Source organism: Streptomyces sp. NPDC046909, assembly GCF_040644695.1.
Taxonomy (GTDB): Bacteria; Actinomycetota; Actinomycetes; order Streptomycetales; family Streptomycetaceae; genus Streptomyces.
This window is the reverse complement of the sequence record NZ_JBEYXC010000037.1, coordinates 12,336-33,226: the sequence shown is the minus strand read 5'-3', so window position 1 is coordinate 33,226 and position 20,891 is coordinate 12,336. Positions and strand designations below refer to the sequence as shown.

The 20,891-nt window shown below is 71.3% G+C and carries 19 protein-coding genes and 1 pseudogene; 12 read left to right on the top strand and 8 right to left on the bottom strand.

Translation table 11 applies throughout. The features are described 5' to 3' along the window. The 5 genes from ABZ928_RS52650 to ABZ928_RS52630 form a co-directional block, all read right to left on the bottom strand. Window positions 1-737 (bottom strand): sugar phosphate isomerase/epimerase family protein (locus ABZ928_RS52650; RefSeq protein WP_361536871.1); only part of this gene is annotated, 737 nt, incomplete at its 3' end. Beyond that, window positions 734-1,633, bottom strand: coding sequence for an SCO3242 family prenyltransferase (locus ABZ928_RS52645; RefSeq protein WP_361536869.1), 900 nt, complete (start codon window positions 1,631-1,633; stop codon window positions 734-736). The genes ABZ928_RS52645 and ABZ928_RS52650, both read right to left, overlap by 4 nt. A 186-nt stretch (window positions 1,634-1,819) precedes the next feature. Continuing rightward, the gene (locus tag ABZ928_RS52640; RefSeq protein WP_361536867.1) at window positions 1,820-3,427 is read right to left on the bottom strand and encodes a HAMP domain-containing sensor histidine kinase; all 1,608 of its coding nucleotides are present in this window, start codon (window positions 3,425-3,427) and stop codon (window positions 1,820-1,822) included. After that, complete coding sequence (locus ABZ928_RS52635) at window positions 3,424-4,140, bottom strand: response regulator transcription factor (RefSeq protein ID WP_361536865.1); 717 nt, start codon at window positions 4,138-4,140, stop codon at window positions 3,424-3,426. The genes ABZ928_RS52640 and ABZ928_RS52635 overlap by 4 nt, the downstream gene beginning before the upstream one ends. A gap of 124 nt (window positions 4,141-4,264) precedes the next feature. Continuing rightward, window positions 4,265-5,746, bottom strand: coding sequence for a streptophobe family protein (locus ABZ928_RS52630; RefSeq protein ID WP_361536863.1), 1,482 nt, complete (start codon window positions 5,744-5,746; stop codon window positions 4,265-4,267). Window positions 5,747-6,033: 287 nt separating this feature from the next. Here ABZ928_RS52630 and ABZ928_RS52625 point away from each other — a divergent pair, with 287 nt between their 5' ends. From ABZ928_RS52625 to ABZ928_RS52600, 6 genes are all read left to right on the top strand, one after another. Continuing rightward, window positions 6,034-6,684, top strand: coding sequence for a TetR/AcrR family transcriptional regulator (locus ABZ928_RS52625; RefSeq protein WP_361536861.1), 651 nt, complete (start codon window positions 6,034-6,036; stop codon window positions 6,682-6,684). A 156-nt stretch (window positions 6,685-6,840) separates the two neighbouring features. Next, entirely contained in the window at window positions 6,841-7,770 is a 930-nt protein-coding gene (locus tag ABZ928_RS52620; protein WP_361536859.1) for an ABC transporter ATP-binding protein, read from the top strand. Beyond that, a complete protein-coding gene (locus tag ABZ928_RS52615; protein WP_361536857.1) occupies window positions 7,770-8,612 on the top strand; it encodes an ABC transporter permease in 843 nt (280 codons plus the stop codon). Before ABZ928_RS52620 ends, ABZ928_RS52615 begins: the two co-directional genes overlap by 1 nt. Window positions 8,613-8,639: 27 nt before the next feature. Then, window positions 8,640-9,995, top strand: coding sequence for a histidine kinase (locus ABZ928_RS52610; RefSeq protein ID WP_361536855.1), 1,356 nt, complete (start codon window positions 8,640-8,642; stop codon window positions 9,993-9,995). Beyond that, complete coding sequence (locus ABZ928_RS52605) at window positions 9,992-10,660, top strand: response regulator transcription factor (protein ID WP_361536853.1); 669 nt, start codon at window positions 9,992-9,994, stop codon at window positions 10,658-10,660. Before ABZ928_RS52610 ends, ABZ928_RS52605 begins: the two co-directional genes overlap by 4 nt. Before the next feature lie 48 nt (window positions 10,661-10,708). After that, a complete protein-coding gene (locus ABZ928_RS52600; RefSeq protein WP_361536851.1) occupies window positions 10,709-12,322 on the top strand; it encodes an MDR family MFS transporter in 1,614 nt (537 codons plus the stop codon). 61 nt (window positions 12,323-12,383) lie between these two features. Here ABZ928_RS52600 and ABZ928_RS52595 read toward each other — a convergent pair whose 3' ends face one another. Continuing rightward, a complete protein-coding gene (locus tag ABZ928_RS52595; RefSeq protein WP_361536849.1) occupies window positions 12,384-13,049 on the bottom strand; it encodes a TetR/AcrR family transcriptional regulator in 666 nt (221 codons plus the stop codon). Window positions 13,050-13,371: 322 nt separating this feature from the next. On the opposite strand from ABZ928_RS52595, the gene ABZ928_RS52590 reads away from it, so the two are divergent. Then, window positions 13,372-14,505 (top strand): oxygenase MpaB family protein, encoded by a 1,134-nt coding sequence (locus tag ABZ928_RS52590; RefSeq protein WP_361536847.1) that lies wholly within the window; start codon window positions 13,372-13,374, stop codon window positions 14,503-14,505. 170 nt (window positions 14,506-14,675) lie between these two features. Then, window positions 14,676-15,293, top strand: a complete 618-nt coding sequence (locus ABZ928_RS52585) for a hypothetical protein (protein WP_361536845.1) — start codon at window positions 14,676-14,678, stop codon at window positions 15,291-15,293. A 305-nt stretch (window positions 15,294-15,598) separates the two neighbouring features. Here ABZ928_RS52585 and ABZ928_RS52580 read toward each other — a convergent pair whose 3' ends face one another. Together ABZ928_RS52580 and ABZ928_RS52575 are read right to left on the bottom strand one after the other, a co-directional pair. After that, window positions 15,599-15,820: a hypothetical protein gene (locus ABZ928_RS52580; RefSeq protein ID WP_361536843.1), complete on the bottom strand. Its 222-nt coding sequence runs from the start codon at window positions 15,818-15,820 to the stop codon at window positions 15,599-15,601. Between the two features lie 82 nt (window positions 15,821-15,902). Next, window positions 15,903-16,766 carry a sulfotransferase domain-containing protein gene (locus tag ABZ928_RS52575; protein WP_361536841.1) on the bottom strand — a complete coding sequence of 288 codons (864 nt, stop codon included), beginning with the start codon at window positions 16,764-16,766 and terminating at the stop codon, window positions 15,903-15,905. Window positions 16,767-17,041: 275 nt separating this feature from the next. Here ABZ928_RS52575 and ABZ928_RS52570 point away from each other — a divergent pair, with 275 nt between their 5' ends. From ABZ928_RS52570 to ABZ928_RS52555, 4 genes and pseudogenes are all read left to right on the top strand, one after another. Beyond that, window positions 17,042-18,187 carry an FAD-dependent monooxygenase gene (locus tag ABZ928_RS52570; protein ID WP_361536839.1) on the top strand — a complete coding sequence of 382 codons (1,146 nt, stop codon included), beginning with the start codon at window positions 17,042-17,044 and terminating at the stop codon, window positions 18,185-18,187. A 96-nt stretch (window positions 18,188-18,283) separates the two neighbouring features. Next, on the top strand, window positions 18,284-18,886 hold the full coding sequence (locus ABZ928_RS52565; RefSeq protein WP_361536837.1) for a hypothetical protein: 603 nt from the start codon (window positions 18,284-18,286) through the stop codon (window positions 18,884-18,886). 473 nt (window positions 18,887-19,359) lie between these two features. Next, window positions 19,360-19,607 (top strand): annotated as a pseudogene (locus ABZ928_RS52560) (M4 family metallopeptidase); the annotation flags it as partial. 201 nt (window positions 19,608-19,808) lie between these two features. Beyond that, the gene (locus ABZ928_RS52555; protein ID WP_361536835.1) at window positions 19,809-20,885 is read left to right on the top strand and encodes a Rieske 2Fe-2S domain-containing protein; all 1,077 of its coding nucleotides are present in this window, start codon (window positions 19,809-19,811) and stop codon (window positions 20,883-20,885) included. The last annotated feature ends 6 nt before the right edge of the window (window positions 20,886-20,891 follow it).

Here is a 20,891-nt window from a genome sequence, read left to right as displayed (position 1 = left end):
AGGACGGGCGGGAAGTCGATCTCGCCCGCGCCGAGTTCGAGGTGCTCGTGGACGCCGCGCCGCATGTCCTCGATCTGGACGTTCACCAGATGCGGCGCCGCGAGCGCGACACAGTCGAGCAGCGGAAGCTCCTCGACGCAGTGGGCGTGCCCGATGTCGAGGGTGACACCGAACAGTTCGGGCTCCCCGAGCCTGCGCCGCAGTTCCAGCACGCGCTCCACCGTGTCGACGAACATGTACGGCTCGGGCTCGAACCCGAGCGCCACACCATGCTCGCCCGCGACCTCCAGCACCTCTTCGCAGCCGGCGGTCAGCCGCTTCCAGGCCTCGTCCTCCGGCACCCCCTCGGGCGCCGGGCCGCTGCACAGGTGCACGGCCGGGGCCCCCAGCTCGGCCGCGATCCGCACCGCCCGCCCCAGCAGCTCGACACGGCGCTCGGCACCGGCGACGGACATCAACGTGGGGTGGTGCTTCTGCCACGGATCCAGGAGGTACGGCGCCCCGGTCTCCACCATGACGGCCAGCCCGAGCCGGTCCAACCGCCGGGCCAGACGGTCGACTTGGCGGGACAAGTCGGCGGCGAAGGGATCGAGGTGACCGTGGTCGAGGGTGAGGCCCACGGAGTCGTAGCCCAGGTCGGCGAGGACGGTCAACACGTCGTCGAGACGGTGACAGGCGAATCCGTTGGTGCCGAACCCGAATCTGAGCCGCCCCGGGAACCCGGGTATCGGGGTCACGTCGGCGACACCTTCCGGGCGAGTCTTCGCGCCGACGGATGCGCCACCGCCAGTGCCCCGGCCAGGACCGCTCGCCCGCCGCCGGCGGTGAGCGCGGCCTGCAGGGGCATCAGCGACATGATCCCGGCGCCGACCGCACCCCGGACATTCGCAGCGGACGGCTCCCGTGCCGCGCGTGCCTGTGCGGTGCCGTACGAGGAGAGGTAGCCGAGCGCTCCGGCCACCGCGCCGATCCGCGCCGCCCGGCCCTGCCGCAGGACGGTGGGAAGTGCCGCCGCGGCCAAGGCGGTTGCGGTGCTGCCCGCCAGAGTGACGGCGGGCACCGCGCGCGGCGCGCCCGACACCTCGTGGCGGCTGAGCGCCGTGACGGTGTAGGTGTGGGCGCCGACCACCAAGGCCGCGGGCAGTGCGGACACCCGGCGTCCGGGCTCGGCACCGGCCAGTACGTTGAGTGCCCGTGCGCCCGCCATGGCGGCGGAACCCCATGCCGTGGACTTGAGGCGCAGGTCGTACGCCCAGACCAGTCCGGTCAGCGGCAGCGCAACACCGAGTGCCCGGCGCCCGCCGGTGAGTGCGGCAAGTCCCAGGCCCACGGCTGTGAGTCCGCACCCTGCGACGAGCGCGGTACGGCGGGCGACTCTCCCGGAGGGGATGGGACGCTCGGGACGTTCCACGGCATCGACGGTCGCGTCCGCGTAGTCGTTGAGCGCCATCCCGGCCCAGTAGAGGGCGACGGATGACGCGATGGTGCCGCCATCACGGAGGCGGGCGGTGCCGGTGCTCGCGACGGCTCCGGCGAGAACGTCACCGGGCACGCTGAGGGCTGCGGGCAGGCGGATCAGCTGTGCCAGATCGGCGAGGCGGGGGGAAGGAACGCGGTCGTTCGGGTCACGCATGATCGGACACTATCCCAGTGCTTGAACTTTCACGGAAATCGCTTTCGGATTTTTTGTGAAGAATCGCAGGGGTTTAGACGGAAATCGGCGCGCCAAACTCGGACCGCGCCACACACAGTACTAAGGGGGCCGGTCGAGATCGCGCACAGCCTGACGGTCGTCAGATTAGCCGGAATCTGACGACTGTCAAGCAAGGCGGAGTTCGGTGGCCGTCGGTTGCTCGCCCAGCCTCGGCAACAGGACACGGAAGGCGGCGCCCCGGCCCGGCACCGAGTCGACCTCCACCCTCCCCGCATGTGCGGTGACCAGGGATTGGACGATGGACAGACCGAGGCCGGCGCCGCCGGTGGCACGGTTGCGGGAGGTGTCGGCGCGGTAGAACCGCTCGAAGATACGACCGCACTGCTCCACGGTGAGGCCCGGCCCCTGGTCGGCGATCTCCAGAACGGCGTGGTCGCCGACCGTACCGACGCCGATCCGTACGGGGGTGCCGGAGGGCGTATGGGTGACCGCGTTGCCGACGAGGTTGGTGACGACCTGGCGCAGCCGGGCCTCGTCGGCGAGGGTCGGCGCGGGAGTGGGCGGTCCGCAGCCGTCGGGCCCGGTGAGCGTGACGGGCCGGGACGGATCCAGTGCCCGCACGTCGTGGAGGGCGTCGGCCGCGAGGGTGCGCAGGTCGGCCGGGGCGAGGTCGAGGCCCGGCGGAGCGGCGTCGGACGCCCCGGAACCGGTCGGCCGGTCCGCGGTCCGCAGGACGTGCTCGTCGAGGCGCGCCAGTTGCAGCATGTCCTCCACGAGCCGGGTGAGACGTTCGGACTCTCGGGCGATACGGTCCATCGTGGCGTCGATGTCGCGACCGGGCAGGGCTCCCATGCGGTGCAGATCGGTCAGGCCCTTGATGCCGGCGAGTGGGGTGCGCAGCTCATGACTGGCGTCGGCGACGAACCGGCTCATCCGCGCCTCAGATTCGGAACGCGCCGCGAACGCCGACTCCAACTGCCCGAGCATGCCGTTGAGCGCCGCCGCCAGGCGGCCCAACTCCGTGTTCGGGCCCGCCAGTTCGGGCACCCTGCGGGAGAGGTCCCCGCCCGCGATCTCGGCGGCGGTCTGCTCGATGCGGGACAGCGGGCGCAGCCCGGAGCGGACCGCGAACCAGCCCGCGACGGCGAGGGCGACGAGCAGGGCGAGTCCGGTGCTCTCGTAGATCCGCCACATCCGGTCCACGGTGCCGTCCACCTTGGACATCGGCGTCGCCACGAGCACACTGCCCGGCGTGGCGGCCGCCGTCGCGGCGACGCCGGGCAGCCGGGCGCCGGCGACCCGGGGCACGGCGATCACCCGCCAGCGGGCGCCCCCGCTCGTGCCTCCCACGGTGAACGGGCGGCCGTCGCGGGCGGTGACCGCGGCCCGGTCCATCCGGGGCAGGGCCGGGCCTCGCGCCTGGTCGGCCCGGCCGGTCCCGGCGAGGGAGTCCACGCTGGTCTCGACGGTGCCGTCCAGGGCGACGTACGTGATGACGGGATTGCCGAGGACGTCCGTGCTGAAGTCAGCCAGACCGGAAGGCGGTTTGCGAGCCGCGCCGTTCTCGGCCGCCGTCGGCGGAACCAGCGCGAACACCTGTGCCGCGGCACGGAGTTGGGCATCGACGCGATCCTCCAGGTAGCCGCGCAGGGCGTTGCCGGTGACCAGGCTGAACGCCGTGAACCCGACCGTCAGCAGGGCGACGGCGAGCAGGAGCACCCGGCTGCGCAGCGACGCCCTCGCCCACACCCGGGGCGGGCGGGGCACGGTCACGGCTTCGGTCCCCGCAGCACGTATCCGACTCCGTGCACGGTGTGGACCAGCTTCGGCCCGCCGTTGTCGATCTTGCGGCGCAGGTAGCTGATGTAGGTGTCGACGATGCCGGTGTCGCCGTTGAAGTCGTAGTCCCACACCCGCTGGAGGATCTGCGCCTTGGACACGGTGCGCCCGGCGTTGGTCATCAGGTAGTGGAGCAGCCGGAACTCGGTGGGCGACAGCCGCAACGGCTCCCCCGCGCGAGCGGCCTGGACCCCGTCGGCGTCCAACTCCAGGTCGCCCACCCGCAGCAGGGCGGCCGGGTCGCCGCTGGTGCGGCGCAGGACCGCACGGATCCGGGCGATCAGTTCCTGGAGGTCGAACGGTTTGGTCACGTAGTCGTCGCCGCCCAGCACCAGTCCCTCGATCTTGTCCTGGGTGGCGTCCCGGGCGGTGAGGAACACCACTGGGACCTGCCCGGGCCGGGACGCGGAGACGGGACGGTGCTGTTCGCGCAGCCTCCGGATCACCTCGAAGCCGTCCAGGTCGGGCAGCATCACGTCGAGCAGGACCAGATCCAGCGGCACCTCCCGCGCCCGGTCCAGTGCCTCCTGGCCCGTGCCGGCCGCCACGACCGCGAACCCGGCGTGCCGCAGGGCCGCGCACAGCAGCTCCCGCACGGTCGACTCGTCGTCCACGACCAGCAGGTTCACTTCACCGACGGCCGTCATACCGACGTCGCCTCCACCAGGCGGAACGGTGCGTTCGACGGGTTTCAACGAGGGCCTCCCTGCGGCCGGGAACATGCTGCGCAGAGTACGGAAGCGATCTGTATTCGCCGCATAAAGGGCGTTGTCACCGCGGTCCAGGAGTAGCGCGCCTCGCGGCCAGCGCACTCCCGCCCAACCCGGCCAGGGCACCGAGGAGGAACCCGCCGAGGACCGTGCGCAGGACACTGCCGCTCAGCTCGGCATGTGTGCCTCCCATCTCGCTGCCGAACATGCTGACGCCGAAGTGTCCGGACGAGGCGACCAGCCAGGCGGCCCCACCCAGGAGAAGCGCCGTGACGACGCCGAACCGCTGCGCCATGCCGATGTGCCGGGCCAGCGGGCCCCGGTAGGGGTGCAGCGGAACCCGATGGGCCGGGTCCGTGACACGGGCCGCCCGGTAGGCGCAGCTGACCAGGACGAGCCCGGTCAGGACGAGGGCTCCGAGCCACAGCGGCCGGCCTCCCGCCGACAACGACCCCAGGTGCTCGGTACGCTCCGTCTGCAGACCACCGCCCGTGCCACCCGTGCTCTGACCCATGCCGCCCAGCAGCGCCGCGAGCGGGTTGCTGCCGCCGTCGCTCCGCACCGGATGCACCGCGGCCGTCCAGGAGGATCCGACGCCCAGGGTCAGGAAGACCGCGACCGCGTTCGGAGCCAGCAGCAGGGCCGCACCGGCGGCGGAGCCGGCCCGTCCGCCCGCCACCACGCCGACCGCCGTCAGGGCGGCCAGGGGCACGGCGGCAAGGACGAGGACCGTGCGCACCACGGCCGACACGCTGCCTCCCCACCCCGTGCGCAGCCCGTCCAGCACTCCGCCCAGCGGCAGCCGCGCCCGCCGGGTGATCAGGAGCCCGACACCGAGTACGACGGCCACCCACAGCACCCCGCCGAGGCCGGCCGACCCCGCGCTCACGTGATACGTCACTGTCGGCGCGGCCTCCGAGCCGCCGCCCAGCAGCTCAGCCAGACCGCTCCCGCCGAACCCCGCCGCGGACCCGTCGCCGCCCATACCGCTCGTCGCGGACTCGGGCAGAGTCGCCGTTCCCTTCGCGAGCGCGGCCACGATCATGAGGGTGAACAGGGCGGCGGTCGCCGCTCCCGCCGCCCGGACGGCCAGCTCGCCGGAGGTGAAGGCCCGCTGCGACCCCGGCCGCAGTCGCCGGGCGAAGGCGATCCACAGCACGAGGGCACCGACGAGTGTCACGCCGAGCGGTACGACCTCGGCCGCGCCGCTCATGGACGGACTCATACCGCCCCCGCCGCCGAAGAGGGAGGCCAGGCCTCCCATCGCCCCGGTGTCACCGGAGACGTCGGAACCGGCGCTGGCCGAACCGCCGACCGCCATGGCCGTCAGGACCATGGTCAGCGACCACACCGACCCGACGGATCCGGCGCCGAGGAGGATCAGCGCCAGGGCGGACACGACGGCCATGGCGACCACCGCGCCCAGCGCGGCCGCCGCGCCTTCCAGAGCGTTCTGCCATGGGCCGATCCACTGGACCGGCGCCGTACGGCGTGCGGGCCGGATTGTGGTGCCGGCCCGGGGACGGGGCGTGGTGGTGGTCATACCGGACAACTCCGCTTCGCTCGTGCGGAGGCATGCGGCTCCGGGAGGGGGAGTATCCGGCGCCGCATGCCCACGGGACCCGCACACAGTGGCGGTCGCGGCTCCGACTTTCCCGAGAGGTTCTGGGAGGTCCCTGAGAGCCGATCCGGGAACGATGCAGGTCACCGCCCCTGCACCGCCGTAGGGGCGGTCCTTGTTCTCAGGAACTTCCCAGAACCGCACCCAAGGACGCCGCTATATTCTAAGAGTACGAAACTGATTCGTTTCGATAAGGGAAGGTGAGCGGCATGACCGAATCCGCAACGGCACGTCGCCTTCGGATCACTCCCGAGCGCTTGGCCGAGTTGTACGAGTCCGTGCTCGACCTGCTGCGCGAGGTCGGCTATCACGCCCTCACCATGGACGCCGTCGCCGCTCGCACCAGATGCAGCAAGGCCACGCTCTACCGCCAGTGGGGCGGCAAGGCCGAACTCGTCGCCCAGGCGGTTCGGCACGACACACCGAGCAGTGCACAAGCTGGCGAAACCGACACCGGATCCCTCAAGGGCGACCTGTACGCCCTCACCCTGTGCCGGGACGATGCGCGGATCGAGAGGAACTCCGCGCTGATGCGGGGGCTGACGATGGCGATCCACACGGAACCCGACCTCCGGGACGCGTTCCGGGAGTATCTGATCGACCCGGCGAAGGAGGATCTCCGAGCCGCGCTGCGGCGGGCCGTCGCCAGGGGGGAGATCCACGCGGACAACCCGGCGGTCGACTTCATCATGCACATGATGATCGGAGCGTTCGTCTCCCGGCTGTCCGTCGAGGAGGAGGCGCCCACGCAGGCGTTCCTCGTCTCCTACATCGACGCCGTCGTCCTGCCCGCCCTCGCCGCCCGGACACCGGCATTGCCGGTCGTCGGCACCGCTGTCCCGGGTCATCCCCGAGGATGACCCGCGCGGTCCGGCCGGCGGTACCGGGGTACCACCCGCGCTCCGAAGTGTCCCCCGTGGTCCCAGGACCGGGACCGGCCGCTCTCGTAGCGTCGAGGACAGGACAGAGACCGTCCCCCAGCAGCGGCCGCGTTCAAGTCGAGGAAGGCCCCACCCATGATCGAAGCCCACGAGCTGACGAAGCGATACGGCGACAAGACGGTCGTCGACCATCTGAGCTTCACGGTGAAGCCGGGCGAGGTGACCGGCTTCCTGGGCCCCAACGGTGCGGGCAAGTCCACGACCATGCGCATGATCGTCGGCCTGGACTCCCCCACCGGGGGCTCCGTCACCGTCAACGGCAAGGCGTACGGCAGGCATGCCGCACCGCTGCAGGAGATCGGCACCCTGCTGGAGGCCAAGTCCGTTCACCCGGGGCGCACCGCGCTCAACCACCTCATGGCGCTCGCCCACACGCACGGCATCCCGCGTCGCCGGGTCGACGAGGTCATCGAACTGGCCGGTCTGACCAGCGTGGCCGGAAAGCGGGTGGGCGCCTTCTCGCTCGGCATGGGCCAGCGGCTCGGCATCGCCTCGGCGCTGCTCGGCGACCCGGAGATCGTCATGCTCGACGAGCCGGTCAACGGCCTCGACCCCGAGGGCGTGCTGTGGGTGCGCAACCTCCTGCGCTCGCTGGCCGACGAGGGCCGGGCCGTGATGCTCTCCTCGCACCTGATGAGCGAGACCGCCCTGATCGCCGACCACCTCGTGATCATCGGCCGCGGCCGGCTGCTCGCCGACACCACGGTCGAGGACTTCACCCGGGAGGCCGGCGGCTCGGGTGTGAAGGTCTGCACCACCGAGGCCATACGGCTGCGTTCGCTGCTGGCCGGCCCGGACGTCACCGTCAGTTCCTCCGCCGCGGAGGAACTGGTGGTCACCGGACGGGACGCCCGGGAGATCGGCGCGATCGCCGCGGAGCACGGGATCGCGCTGTACGAACTCACCCCGCAGGCCGTCTCCCTGGAGGAGGCCTTCATGCAACTCACCCACGACGCCGTGGAGTACCAGAGCTCTCCCGTCGGCACCGAACGAAAGGCCGCCTGATGACCACCACCACGCTTTCCGTGGCCCCGGCTCCGGAGGAACCGGCCACCAAGCCCGCCTACAAGGTGACCGGACTGCGGGTGCTGCGCTCGGAGTGGGCCAAGTTCTGGTCGCTGCGCTCCAGTTGGATCACCCTCGCCGTCGCCGTCGTCCTGCTGGTCGCCCTCGGCGCCATCGCCTCCGCGACGTACAGCCCCGACGCCGTCGTCCCCGAGAACGGTCCGGGCTCCGGCACCCAGGACGCGGTCAGCCTGGCCCTGCTCGGGGTGACCTTCGCGTCGCTGGCCGTGGGCGTGCTCGGCGTACTGCTGTCCGCGGGTGAGTACTCCACCGGCATGATCCGTTCCACCCTCGCCGCCGTGCCCCGGCGCCTTCCGGTCCTGTGGTCCAAGGCCGCAGTGATCGGCCCCATCGTCCTGGTGCTGACCACCCTCGGCGCACTGGCCGCCTTCCAGCTGGGCACGCTCGGCCTGGACGGCGAGAAGATCGCGCTCTCCCTGAGCGACGACGGGGTGCTGCGCAGCCTGGCAGGCGCCGGTGTCTACCTCGGTCTGGTGGCCGTGGCCGGCGTCGCCCTGGGTGTCCTGCTCCGCTCCTCCGCCGGGGCCATCGCCGTCCTGGTCGGCGTCCTGCTCATCCTGCCCGGCCTGGCCTCGCTGCTGCCCGACTCCCTGTACGACAACATCAACCCGTACTTCCCGAGCAACGCGGGCTCCGCGATGTACTCCCTGCACGAGTCCTCCGACGCGCTCTCGCCGGGAGCGGGCCTGGCGGTCTTCGCCGGGTGGGTGGCCCTCACGCTGGCCGGGGCGGCCTTCCGCCTGGTCCGCAAGGACGCCTGACCAGGCCGTACGACCACAATGGGGACCATGAGCACACACCGCGCGTCAGTCTCCGCGGGACTTCCCCGGGGGGCGGCATCCGAGCCGCCCCCCGCCGGGTTCGACGCGGACTGGTGGGCGCATCCGCTCCTCGGCCGGATCGTGCGCGGCCAGAACCACCGGCGCGACCTGGACCGACGTCATCCGTGGCTGCTCGACACGATGGTCGTCCTCGTCGTCGCCCTCATCAGCCTGCCCGACCTTCTCACCCACACGAGTCACGGACCGTTCGGGGAAACCGGCAGCCGCGACCAGCTGCCGTCCGCCGTGCTGTTCCTCCTCGCCGGCGCACAGATCCTGCCGCTGTGGTGGCGCCGCAGGGCGCCGGCCGTCACCTACTTCGTGATCGCGGCGGTGTCGCTCGTCCAGTGGTCGCTGGACGTCTGGCAGCAGGCCGGCATCAGCGCGCTCATCGCCTTGTACAGCCTGGCCCTTCGCGGTTCCCTGCGCGTCCTGACCTGGGCCGCCGCTCTGACGGTGGTCCAACTCGCCCTGGCGGTCTGTCTCCTGTCGCCGGTCGAACATCCCCTGCTCGGTCTGTTCTTCCTCCTGGGGACGACCGCCGCCGCGATCGCCACCGGGCTGACACTGCGGATCCGCCGCCTGTACCTGGCGACGCTGGAGGACCGCGCGGCCCGCCTGGAGATCGAACGCGACCAACGCGTCCGGCTCACAGCCGCCGCCGAGCGCTCCCGGGTCGCCCGCGAGATGCACGACATCATCGGCCACAACCTCTCGGTCATGGTCAGTGTCGCCGACGGTGCCGCGACCCTCGCCGCCCACAACAAGGAGAAGTCCGCCGAGGCCCTGCGGGTCCTCGGCGACACCGGACGCCAGGCCATGAGCGAGCTCCGCAGCGTCCTGGGAGTCCTGCGCGAGGGCCAGGAACACGAGGATGTGCGGCCGCTCAGCCCGCAGCCCGGCGTCCGGGATCTGGACGCCCTCATGGAACGGGTCCGCGCGGCCGGCCTCACGGTGCGGTACCGGACGACGGGCGATCTCGACTCGCTGGGCGGCGGCGTACAACTCACCGTCTACCGCGTCGTCCAGGAGGCGCTGACGAACTCGCTCAAGCACGCGGGGACCGGCACCTCCGCAGAGGTCGCGATCGGCGTCGCGGCGGGCGAGGTCCGGATCCGGATCGCCGACACCGGCGTACCCCCCGGAACACCCGAGCCGGCGACGCATCCCGGACGGAGCGGCGAGCAGGGGCACGGCCTGGTCGGCATCCGCCAACGAGCGGCCATGTACGGCGGCTCCGTCACCATCGGACCGCGCGCGGGCGGCCACGGCTGGCTCGTGGACGTCGTGCTCGACGTACCCCCTGGAGAACAACTGCGATGACCACGGTACTGATCGCCGACGACCAGCCCCTGCAGCGGATGGGCGTGCGCATGCTGATCGAGGGCACCCCCGGCCTGGAGGCCGTCGGTGAAGCCGCGCACGGCGCCGAGGCCGTCCGCCTGGCCGCCGAACTCCGCCCCGACGTCGTCCTCATGGACATCCGCATGCCCGGCATGGACGGCATCGAGGCCACCCGCCGCATCACCGCCACCGGCAGCCGCACCCGCGTCCTCATCGTCACCACCTTCGACCTCGACGAGTACGCCTACGAGGGGCTGCGTGCCGGTGCCAGCGGCTTCCTCCTCAAGGACGCCCGCCCCGAGGAGCTCGTCGTAGGCATCCACGCGGTCGCCACCGGCGACGCCGTCGTCGCGCCCCGTCTCACCCGCCGCCTCCTGGACGCCTACACCCACCAGGTGCTCGCCCCGCCCCAAGAGCCCGCCCCCGAGGATCCGCGGCTGCGGACCCTCACCGACCGCGAACGCGAAGTCCTCGTCGCCATCGGCCAGGGCTGGACCAACACCGAGATCGCCGAACGCCTCGTCCTCACCGAATCCACCGTCAAGAAGCACGTCGGACGGATCCTTGCCAAGATCGGCGCCCGCGACCGCATCCAGGCCGTGATCATGGCGTACGACGCCGGGCTCGTCCGGGCGAGGCAGTAAGCCCCGACACGGCCGCTGTGCTCCCTGTTTCCTCTTCTGGAGTCCACCTTGAACGACCCGAGCCCGGCCGGGGTGCCGAAGGAGCAGGACTCCTTCGGCACCCCGCGCAACTTCGGCCTCATATTCGCCGCCCTCATGGCCGCCATGCTGCTCTCCTCCCTGGACCAGACGATCGTCAGCACGGCGCTGCCGACCATCGTCGGAGAACTCCACGGTGTGAATCACATGGCATGGGTGACCACCGCGTACATCCTCGCGGCCACCATCGCCATGCCCGTCTACGGCCGCCTCGGCGACCTGATCGGCCGCAAGACGCTGTTCCTCGCCGGCATCGGCGTCTTCCTCGCCGGATCCGTGGTGGCGGGCTCGGCACAGAACATGACGATGCTGATCATCGGCCGAGCCGTCCAGGGACTGGGCGGCGGCGGGCTGATGATCACCTCGCAGGCGATCATCGCCGACCTGGTACCGCCCCGGCAGCGCGCCAGGTACATGGCCCCGATCGGTGCCGTCTTCGGCCTCTCCTCCGTCGCCGGACCGCTGCTCGGCGGCTGGTTCACCGACGGCATCGGCTGGCGCTGGTCCTTCTGGATCAACCTGCCGGTCGGTGTGCTGGCCCTGACGGTGGGGGCGTTCGCGTTGCGCCTGCCGCGCCGGAGCATCGAGGTGGCCTTCGACTACATCGGCTTCGCCCTCATGGCGGCCGCCGTGGCCTGCACCGTGCTGGTGGCCGAGTGGGGAGGCACCGACTACGGCTGGTCCGACCCGGTCATCCTCGGCATGATCGCCGGCGGCGTGCTCGCATGGGTGCTGTTCTTCCTCTCACAACGGCGCGCCAAGGAACCGATCATCCCCCTGCGGCTGTTCCACAGCAGGATCTTCAACACCGCCACCCTCATCGGGCTCCTGGTCATCGGCATCGGCATGTTCGCGATCATCGGGTACCTGCCGACGTATCTGCAGATGGTCTACGGCGTCAGCGCCACCGAGTCCGGCCTCCTGCTCATCCCCATGGTGGTCGGCATCATGGCCACCGCCATCCCGTCCGGCCGGCTGATGAGTAGCACCGGGCGCTACAAGCCGCTGCCGATCGTCGGCACCGTCGCCGTCGCGGCGGCCGCGCTGCTGATGTCCACCCTCGACACGGAGACCTCGCTGGTACTGGTCTGCGTCTACGTGTTCCTGCTGGGCGCCGGTCTCGGTCTGACCATGCAGCCGTTGGTGCTTGCGGTGCAGAACGACTTCCCCGCCTCCGACGTGGGCACCGCGACCTCCGCCAACAACTTCTTCCGCGAGATCGGCGCCACGCTGGGCACGGCGGCCGTCGGCTCGGTGTTCACGCACCGCCTCACCGAGCAGCTCGCCGCGCGGCTGCCCGCAGACGCCACCGGCGCGGTGGGCGACGCGCACTCGCTCACCCCCGCCCTGGTCCACTCGCTCCCTCAGAAGATCCAGGACTCGGTGATCCTGTCCTACCAGCACGCGCTGACACCGGTGTTCCGCTATCTGGCCCCGGTGTTCGTCGTCGGCCTCGTGCTCGCCCTGCTTCTCCCGGACAAGCAGCTCGCCGACGGCAGCGGTCCCGCGGAGAACGACGTGCGGACGAGTCCCGGGAGCACCGGCCCGCAGAGCGCGGACCCGGCGCCCCTGGGGAGCAAGTGAGCTCGGTGTCTCCCGGATCCGGATCCGCCGTCCGTCCCACGCACGGCGGATCCGTCCGTCCTCAGGCCGGGACGTGCGAGCCCGTCGCGAGGAGTCCGTTGACCACGAGTTCCGCCAGTCTGTCCGCCATGAACGCGAGTTGCTCCGGTGTGGCGGGCTCGGACCTGCCCAGGCGCTGTGCGAGCGGCCCGTCCACCATCCCCGAGACCGGCGGGACGACGGCGAAGAACAGCACGTGCATGGGTATGGGCGCCATGCGCCCGGAGGCGACGAGCCGCTCGACGCAGGGCAGCATGCCCTGCACCATCGGGCCGATGTAACGCTCGTAGAGATAGTCCAGCCGCTCGGTGTCCTGGGAGAACTCGTCGACGAAGATCCGCCCGACCAACGGCGTGTGCACCGCGCCCCGGTAGAAGCCGGCGATCGCCCGCCGCAGTCTCTCCGCCTCGTCCACCGCCTCCTCCGTCCACGGCAGTGGCTCCAGATCCGTCCCCAGCGCGTGATCGAGGACCGCGCGCCAGAACGCCGCCTTCGAGCCGTACCGGTCGTTGATGAAGTTGTGGCTCACGCCAAGACGGCGGGCGAGTTCCCGTGCGGACGCATGGTCGTAGCCCAGCTCCGCGAAGGCCTCAAGTCCGCGCTGGAGAATGCTCCCGCCCTCCGGCACCGCGGGGGTGTCCGCGCCGGGGCGCCCCGGCCGTCGGGGCGATGCGGCTCCTGTGTCCACGTGTGCCTCCATGGCTGCTCGATCGTGCCTGCTTGCGGTCTGTGGGCGAGCTTCCGGCCCCTGGCCCGTCGCACTCCGCCCGAGGAGCGCGCGGCCGCCGGCTGCGCTCACGGCCCCGATGGTCCGGGGCCTCACGACCCAGCATACTTGACACATGTCAGATTCGAGCTAATCTGACATGTGTCAGAGTCGTTGACGGGTTGCCGATCATCGCCTTCGCACCGTCCTGAACTGCGCTGACAGCAGCTCCCCCGCACGCAGCGCGGTCGGCACGAGGACTACCCACGCCGCTTCCGCACACCGCCTTGAAAGCGAGAGCACCATGACCGCAGTCTCCGGTCTCCTGGCCGTCGCGACGGCCGGTGACCCCCTGGCCGACGCCGTCGTCACAGAGCTGGACCTCTACGGCCCCCGCGCCCGACGCGCCCTCGGCTCAGGCCTCCGACAGGGGCTCGCGGGTCTGGACGAAAGGCCCCCCGAGGCCGTGGCCGCGCTGCTGGGGGAGGCGGAGTCCACCCCTTCGCACATCGATCCGCTGCTGCTGCATCGGGGGGACACCGTCACTCTGTCCGTGCCCCCCATGTGGTTCCAGCTGTGCTCGGTCCCCTCCGCACTCACCCACTCCTTCGCCTCGCCCGCCGTGGCACGCACCCTGGCCGCGAACGGCGACCCCCTCTCCGCAGCCACCCGCCGCCTCGCCGAGACCGGCGTCTGGGCACGGCAGGCCCTGCGCCCGGGCGGGCTGCTGCGCGGCGCCCCGGGGTACGTGGCCACGGTCCAGCTGCGGCTGCTGCACGCGCGGACGCGCCTCGCCGGACACGACGGAAGTCCGGCCGCGGCTGAGTCGCCGATGACTCAGGCCGACATGGCCCGTACGTGGCTCGGTTTCACCTTGCTTGCCTACCGGGCCCTGGCAGCCGTGGGTATCGACATCACCGCCGAGGAGGAACACCGCCTCTACCAGTACTGGTCCCGCGTCGCCCAGCTCCTCGGGATCGACGAGAGCCTCCACCAAGGCGTGACCAGCCACGTCGCGGCCCGGCAGCTGTACGAACTGCTGGGCTCCGCGACACCGACACCCGACGCGACCTCCCGGGCGCTGACGGCCGGCATGATCGAAGCCCAGGCCCGCGCGATGGCCGGAGTTCCGGGCGCGGTCCTGGACCGGGAGCAGGTGCGCGCGGTCGTCCGGCGTGTGCTCCGCGAGGCTTTCGGAGAGGAGGAGGCGGAGCGCCTGGGGATCCCCGCTCCCGCCACCACCGACCTCATGCCGCTGATCGGCAGGCTCAACCGTCAGGCGCGGTACTGGCAGACCTTCTCCCCCGCGTCGGCCGGCGAGGCCCGTCGGCGCGCGATCGAGGGTCCGGGACCCGAACTGATCGCGGCGGTCGCTGCCACCACGGATGTCCATCGCGCACCGGTATCGGCTCACCGCGAGAGCTCCCTGGCGGCCTGACACCTCTCGCCGGCCGACCGGCCCACGGTCCTCCCACCGGACAGCGTGACGAGCTCCGACGCCGCAGCCGTCCCGCCCGCATCACCGAACCTGCTGTGGCATACCGCTTCACCTGGAGCCCTGCCATGTCCCGAACCTCTGTCGACACATCCCCCTCAAGGAGCCAGACCATGCCCACGTACGAGAACGCCGTCGCCCTCCGCTTCGCCGACCCCGCCACGGCCCACCAGGCTTTCCGCGACCTCGCGCACCTCGGCTCCACCGCCGAACTCCACGGCGCGGCCCTGATCGAGCGCCTGGAGGACGGCACGATCCGCGTCCCCTCCGTACTGGACACCGACCCGCGGCGGGACGGGCCGGCCGGAGGGCTGGTCGGCTCGTTGATGAGCATCCTCGGAGGCCCGCTGGGACCGGTAATGGGCTGGGGGATCGGGGCGGCGATCGGCGACAACCACGACCATCGGCACGACGCCGGATCCGTGGGCGCGGTCAGCGCGTTCACGCCGGACGTCCCTCCGGGCGGGACAGCCGTCCTCGCCGAGGTCGTCGAGACCGACACCGAAACCCTCAACCTCCTGGCCATGCAGTACGACGCCGTGCTCGAGCGCCGCCCGGCCGACGCCGTGCGGGCCGAACTCAAGGCAATCGAGGAGGAGGCCGAGGGGATCCGACGGCAGGGCGCGAAGGCCGGGTTCGCCCGCAGGCTCCCGGAGAACGAGGACACGGCACGGGGGCGGTACGGCCCCGGCGAGGCCGACGCCGCACCGGAGCGGCAGCTCGCGGCCTGAGAGGCGACGAGCGCCACGGACACGAGGCGAGCGGCCGCGCAGCGGCGCCGCCACGCTGAGACGGAGCAGGCTGCGAGGCCGGCACGGTCTCCACAGACGCGGGGCAACACCCCCCTGCCCCGCAGGAGTGGGGGCGGATCGATCCTGATCCGCCCCCACTTCGCACGTCCGCCCCCGAGGCCGGGTGCCGCGATGGCGCGCCCTGGTTGAGGGGCACCGCTTGCACGGAGAACGTCACCTCGTAGAGATCCCGCAAACGACAGAGAGCCGGGCCGCCCTGGGCGGCCCGGCTCCACGCTCAGGGGTCAGCCGTTGCTCGTATTGGAGGTGATCACCCACTTGCCCGCGGGTGCGCCACCCCAGGTCTGGGTGCACGTCGCCCACGAGTCGGACTGGTACTTGAGGGCCGCCTGGCAGTCGCTGAGCGAGTTGTAGTAGGTGGCGGCCTGAGCGGAGGCCGTCGCCCCGAGGACGGCGCCCGCGGCGATCCCGATGGCCGCGGCGAACATGGTGATCTTCTTGCGCATGGAACTGGTTCCTTTCGATGGGCCGCCGAAGCCCCGTGAAGGCGGTCGGCCCGCGTGCACTTGATGCGACGGCACCACCCGGCTATTCGCTGCGCGCCAGCCACTCCCGCAGGTCGGCGGGGAGCGGTGCGAGCGCCGCGCGGAACAGGTCCATGTCCTCCTCGGTGACGAACTCCTCCCACTGTCTGTTCCTGCCCTTGTGGAAGAACTCGAAGTCCTCCGAGTCGGGCCTCAGACCCGGCCTGCCCTTCATCTCCGAGAAGGTGCACTCCCGGACCAGGTCGGGCCAGATCGCCTCGTTCACCGGGATGCCGAGGAACTCGCTGACACGGCGCATCTGCCCGTCCAGGTCACGCAGCATGTCCTGGTAGTGCAGCATCAGGACGTTGGACGCCTCGCGGTGTGCCCACCAGGTCTCCAGGTGGCGCGTCGCGGACATGACCGGCCAGCCGTCGGTCTCCCAGGGGAAGGCGCCACGGGTGAAGTACGAGCGCCAGTACGCCCGGGGATCCAGCGGGATCTCCGGCAGTTCGGGGGTGTGCGCGTCGGGGCCGGTCAGGGCGGGAAGCTCCCGGCTGCGGCCAGCTCGCGCGCTGGCGACTCTGCCCTTGAGGTGGTGGTGCTGGGACATCACGATGTCCCGCGGATCACGGCCCACCACGACGTAGGAGACCTCGGGGTGCAGCGGGAGTGCGTCGGCCGGCAGATGGGTCTTGATGAACCTCCGGTGCTCCTGCCGCTCCAGCGCGCTCAGTGTCTGCTCCACCGGCAGGGATCTCTTGTCGAGCCAGGGGCTGATCTCTGCGAGGACGCCGGGAAGCCTGGTGCTCTGGAAGACCAGGACGGACACGATGCGCTGTGTCCAGGTCGTTCCCGCCTTCGGCGGGGAGGCGATGACGATGTCGTCGGGACGGGGCCGGTAGTCGGTCCAGTACGTACTGTCCATGGTGAAGTTCCGGTACGTACACCGCGGTTCGGAGTGGGGGGTGGATAGCACCGGCACAGCATTTCAACGCGCCTGTCCGTTCCGGATAAGGGCAACGGTCAGACGCGGACGCGTCCACGGCCTTGTGGGACACCGGGGGCGGTCGGTGTGCAGCATCGCCGCTCCGTCGGCCGGAGCGCCGCCACCCGCCGCAACACACTTGATCCGTAGGCCCCGGGCGGCGGAGACGTCCGGGACGGTCCACGCACATGACGGCTGACTGCGGAGGAAAGACCATGAGGGTGCTGGTGGTTGGTGGCGGCATCGCCGGGATGGCCACAGCGATCGGGCTGCGGCGCAACACGGCGGGAGCTGTCGACGTCGACGTAGCCGAGCTCTCGGGCGAGCCCGTCGGCGCCGCCATCACGATGATGAACCGTGCCCTGGACGCCCTGGGGGAACTGGGGCTGTACGAGGAACTGGCCTCCGTCGGGACCGTGTTCCAGGCCAACGACCTGCACTACTTCGACGCGGCGGGTGCCCGGCTGCCCGGTTCCTTCGGCGCCGGGCAGAAACCCACCGCGGGCTCCCCGGCGCCGTCCGGCCCGATCGGCCTGGCGCTCTACCGGCCGCAACTGGCACAGCTGCTGTCGACCACCGCCGCACAGGAGGGGGCGAACCTGCTGCCCCTCGGCCTCACAGTCGCCGCCTTGGACAGCAACCCGTCCGGAGTGGAGGTCACCTTCACCGACGGTGGCCGGGCGAGCTACGACGTCGTCGTCGGCGCGGAAGGAATCCGCTCCACCGTGCGCAGCCACCTCTTCGGGGACCGCTACCAGCCGCGGTTCCTCGGGGACTTGAGTCTGCGCCTGATGGTGGACAGCACCGGACTCGACCTCCAGTCCGGCTTCCACTTCTCCGAGGGGGCCATGTTCGTCGTGGCGCACCTGAAGAACGGGCTGTCGTACGTCTTCACCGCCTTCTCCAGCGACGAGATCGTGTTCCTCGACCGGGCGCAGGCCGCGGCCCGCATGCGCGCGAACACGGAGCACTTCACCAACCCCGCGATGAAGACTCTGCGCGACCGTGTCCGCCCTGACTCCGACGTCGTCTGCCGGGCGTCCCAGTCCCTGTGGATCGACGAGCCGTGGTACCGCGACCGGGTCGTCGTGATCGGTGACGGCGCCCACACCACCACCCCGCACCTGGCCTCCGGCGGCGGGATGGCACTGGAGGACGGTGTGGTCCTGGCCGCCGAGCTCGCCCGGGCCGACACCCCGGAGGAGGGTCTGGACCGGTTCTACCGGCGCCGGTACGAGCGGGTGGCCGACGTCGTCCGCACGACCTCACGGCTCAACGAGCTGCGGCTGCTGGGCGGGGGCGCCGAGGAGGCCGGCCGGCTGCGCGGACGCGCCTTCGCCCGCCTGGCCGAGCCTTACTGAACCGCCACACGAACCGAACGCTTTCCCCTCGTCCTCCCGTCACGTCGTCGATCATGGACGTAATAGGTTGTCCCGCGGACGACCTGGGAGGACGGCATGGGGGCAGAGCCCGTGCCCGGCGACGATCCCCGGTGGCACCGCACCGAGGACGCCCTTCGCCGGGCTCTGGTCGAAGTGGGTTCGCGGTCCGGGCTGGACGCCCTGACCGTGACCGCGGTGGTACGGGAGGCGCGGGTCGGCCGCTCGACGTTCTACCGGCATCACCACAGCGTCGACGCCTTCGTGGACACGCTGCGGGACGAACTGCTGGCGCATCTGGTGGAGGCGTTCCGCGACGCCCGTCACCGGGCCGGGCCCGATTCCGATCGCTACCGGACCGTCACGGGGCGCGTCAGGTCCGTGCTGCTGACCGTCCATGAGCACGCGAAGGTGTTCGGACTGCTGTGGAGTGGGCCCGAGGGCACGGCCTTTCGGGGCCGCTGCCGTGAACTGCTGGCAGAACTGGTGGCCGAGGACCTCGACCTCCTCGGTGTCAGGATCGACGCGGACTACTGCCCGCCCGAGTACGTGATCGCGTTCCTCGTGCACACGGTCTTCGCCGTCGTCGACACCTGGCTGGCGAAACCGACGCCGGAGCCGGTCGAGGACGTCACGTTCTTCCTGACGGCGCTGATCAGCGGCGGTGCGGAGTTCCTGTGACTGCCAGGTCTGGGCACCTCACGGGTGTCAGGGGGGCAGGCGCCGGCTCCGAACGCCTCGTCGATGTCGACGTACGCAGAGGTGGCGGCGGAGGCGTTGCCATCGTGGCCGGTGATGGCGATCGGGGACTCCACGGCGGGCCCGTTGTCGGGGATGTCGACGCGGGCGGTGCTGCCGCAGATGTTGCCGATCTGCCAGGTGAAGGCGTCCGAGGCCGACGCGCCGGTGCTGACGGTGACCGTGACGGTGATGTCACCGGTACTGGCCGCGGTGGGCATGCCCGTGATCAGCCCGGTCGGACTCACGCCGAGCCCGGCGGGCAGACCGGCCTGGACGCGTCGGCCACGGCGCGGCGGGGGGCTGCAGCGGCCGAACAGATCGGCGGGGCGGCCGACGGCGTGGCGGTGCGGGCGCCGGAGTAGTTGGTCGCCAATGTCATGTAGGTGGCCGTCGTAGGTCGGACTGCCGTAGCGGATACCAAGCCCCTGACCTCACTCGACGTGGCCGCCCACGAGATGAGCCACGGTCTCACCTCCGCACCGCGGGCCTCGTCCACTCCGGTGCGTCCGGCGGCCTCAACGAGGCGACCTCCGACATCTTCGCCGCCGCGGCCGAGTTCCACGAGGACCTCCCGGCCGACCCGGCCGACCACCTCGTCGGCGAGAAGATCGACATCCGTGGCACGGGCGCGCTGTTGCGCTACGTGGACAAACCCTGCAGACCACCGACTGGCGTCGCACACATGGTCAATACGGCTCGGCCGTATTGACATTCCAGGATTGGCTACCAATCATGGGCGATGAGTGATCCCTTCGTCAGGCCGGCGGCGGGCGGCGCGGGCGCGCGAGTCCGCGCCTCACGGCAGACAGACCGCCGCCCCGGCCCAGCTCCCCCTCTCCCTCCCTCTCCCCTGGAGTCCCGTATGACCACTGTCGGCGAAGCACCCGCAGCCAGCCGTGCCGGCCGGGCACCCGCCCCCGTGGCCCCGCTGATCCGGGAGGCCTGGTACGTGGTCGCGGCCCGCGACGAGGTCGACCGCACACTCCGGCAACGCTGGGTGCTGGGCGAGCCGGTGTGCTTCTACCGGACCGAGGACGGGACCGCGGTGGTGCTCGACGACCGCTGCGCCCACCGTCGCTTCCCGCTCTCCCGCAGCCGCCTCGAGGGCGACACCGTGCGCTGCGGCTACCACGGTTTCGCCTACGGCCCCGACGGCCAGTGCGTCTCCGTACCGGGGGCCGACCCGGGCGGAATCCGGGTCCGGTCCTACCCCGTCGTCGAGCGGGGTCCCTGGGTGTGGATCTGGACCGGCGCCGACCCTACGGCCGCAGATCCGGACCTGATCCCATGGCCGACCGCAGTCGTCGAGGGCGGCGAATTCGTCACCGGCTATTCGTTCGACCCCACCAACTACAACCTGGTCCACGAGAACCTCCTGGACCTGACCCACCTGCAGTTCCTCCACGGCGTCGGCCAGTCCGAGTTCACGGAGGCCGCCCCGGTCCTGCTGGGGGCCGAGCAGCTTCCGCGGGGGTTCGCCCAGCGGTCGGTCGGCTACGCCAAGGAGCTGACCACCACACTGGGCGCCTTCGCGATACCCGTGGGCGTGGCCCCCTCGCTGCCCGTGGACCGCTCCGGCCGGATCATCTCGGTGCTGCCCGCCCTGAACTACGCGATCGACGAGGTGACACCGCACGATCCCGCGGCCACGCCGCTGCGCCGCGTGGTCATCGCACACTGCCTCACCCCCGCCGACCTCACCTCCACGCACCAGTTCTGGACGTGGTGGCAGGACGTCCCGTTCGCCATTCCCCGCACCGACATGACCGCCTTCATCACGCGGGTGTTCAACCAGGACGTCGAGGCGTTCACGTGGACCCAGGAGTACATCGACCGTGACACGCGCGAGGGCGTGGTCGAGCAGAGCGTGCCCGCCGACGTGCCCGGCCTGCGGGTACGCCGGCAGCTGCACCGCCTGGCCGCCGCCGAACGGGGCTGAGCCACC

What these genes read in the sequence shown, in the direction of transcription:
- ABZ928_RS52615 (WP_361536857.1), top strand. Translation starts at nt 7,770, where the DNA reads ATGACCACCACCACGCTTTCCGTGGCCCCGGCTCCGGAGGAACCGGCC.
- ABZ928_RS52585 (WP_361536845.1), top strand. Translation starts at nt 14,676, where the DNA reads ATGCCCACGTACGAGAACGCCGTCGCCCTCCGCTTCGCCGACCCCGCC.
- ABZ928_RS52605 (WP_361536853.1), top strand. Translation starts at nt 9,992, where the DNA reads ATGACCACGGTACTGATCGCCGACGACCAGCCCCTGCAGCGGATGGGC.
- ABZ928_RS52645 (WP_361536869.1), bottom strand. Translation starts at nt 1,633, where the DNA reads ATGCGTGACCCGAACGACCGCGTTCCTTCCCCCCGCCTCGCCGATCTG.
- ABZ928_RS52635 (WP_361536865.1), bottom strand. Translation starts at nt 4,140, where the DNA reads ATGACGGCCGTCGGTGAAGTGAACCTGCTGGTCGTGGACGACGAGTCG.
- ABZ928_RS52625 (WP_361536861.1), top strand. Translation starts at nt 6,034, where the DNA reads ATGACCGAATCCGCAACGGCACGTCGCCTTCGGATCACTCCCGAGCGC.
- ABZ928_RS52630 (WP_361536863.1), bottom strand. Translation starts at nt 5,746, where the DNA reads ATGACCACCACCACGCCCCGTCCCCGGGCCGGCACCACAATCCGGCCC.
- ABZ928_RS52580 (WP_361536843.1), bottom strand. Translation starts at nt 15,820, where the DNA reads ATGCGCAAGAAGATCACCATGTTCGCCGCGGCCATCGGGATCGCCGCG.
- ABZ928_RS52575 (WP_361536841.1), bottom strand. Translation starts at nt 16,766, where the DNA reads ATGGACAGTACGTACTGGACCGACTACCGGCCCCGTCCCGACGACATC.
- ABZ928_RS52620 (WP_361536859.1), top strand. Translation starts at nt 6,841, where the DNA reads ATGATCGAAGCCCACGAGCTGACGAAGCGATACGGCGACAAGACGGTC.
- ABZ928_RS52610 (WP_361536855.1), top strand. Translation starts at nt 8,640, where the DNA reads ATGAGCACACACCGCGCGTCAGTCTCCGCGGGACTTCCCCGGGGGGCG.
- ABZ928_RS52555 (WP_361536835.1), top strand. Translation starts at nt 19,809, where the DNA reads ATGACCACTGTCGGCGAAGCACCCGCAGCCAGCCGTGCCGGCCGGGCA.
- ABZ928_RS52570 (WP_361536839.1), top strand. Translation starts at nt 17,042, where the DNA reads ATGAGGGTGCTGGTGGTTGGTGGCGGCATCGCCGGGATGGCCACAGCG.
- ABZ928_RS52565 (WP_361536837.1), top strand. Translation starts at nt 18,284, where the DNA reads ATGGGGGCAGAGCCCGTGCCCGGCGACGATCCCCGGTGGCACCGCACC.
- ABZ928_RS52590 (WP_361536847.1), top strand. Translation starts at nt 13,372, where the DNA reads ATGACCGCAGTCTCCGGTCTCCTGGCCGTCGCGACGGCCGGTGACCCC.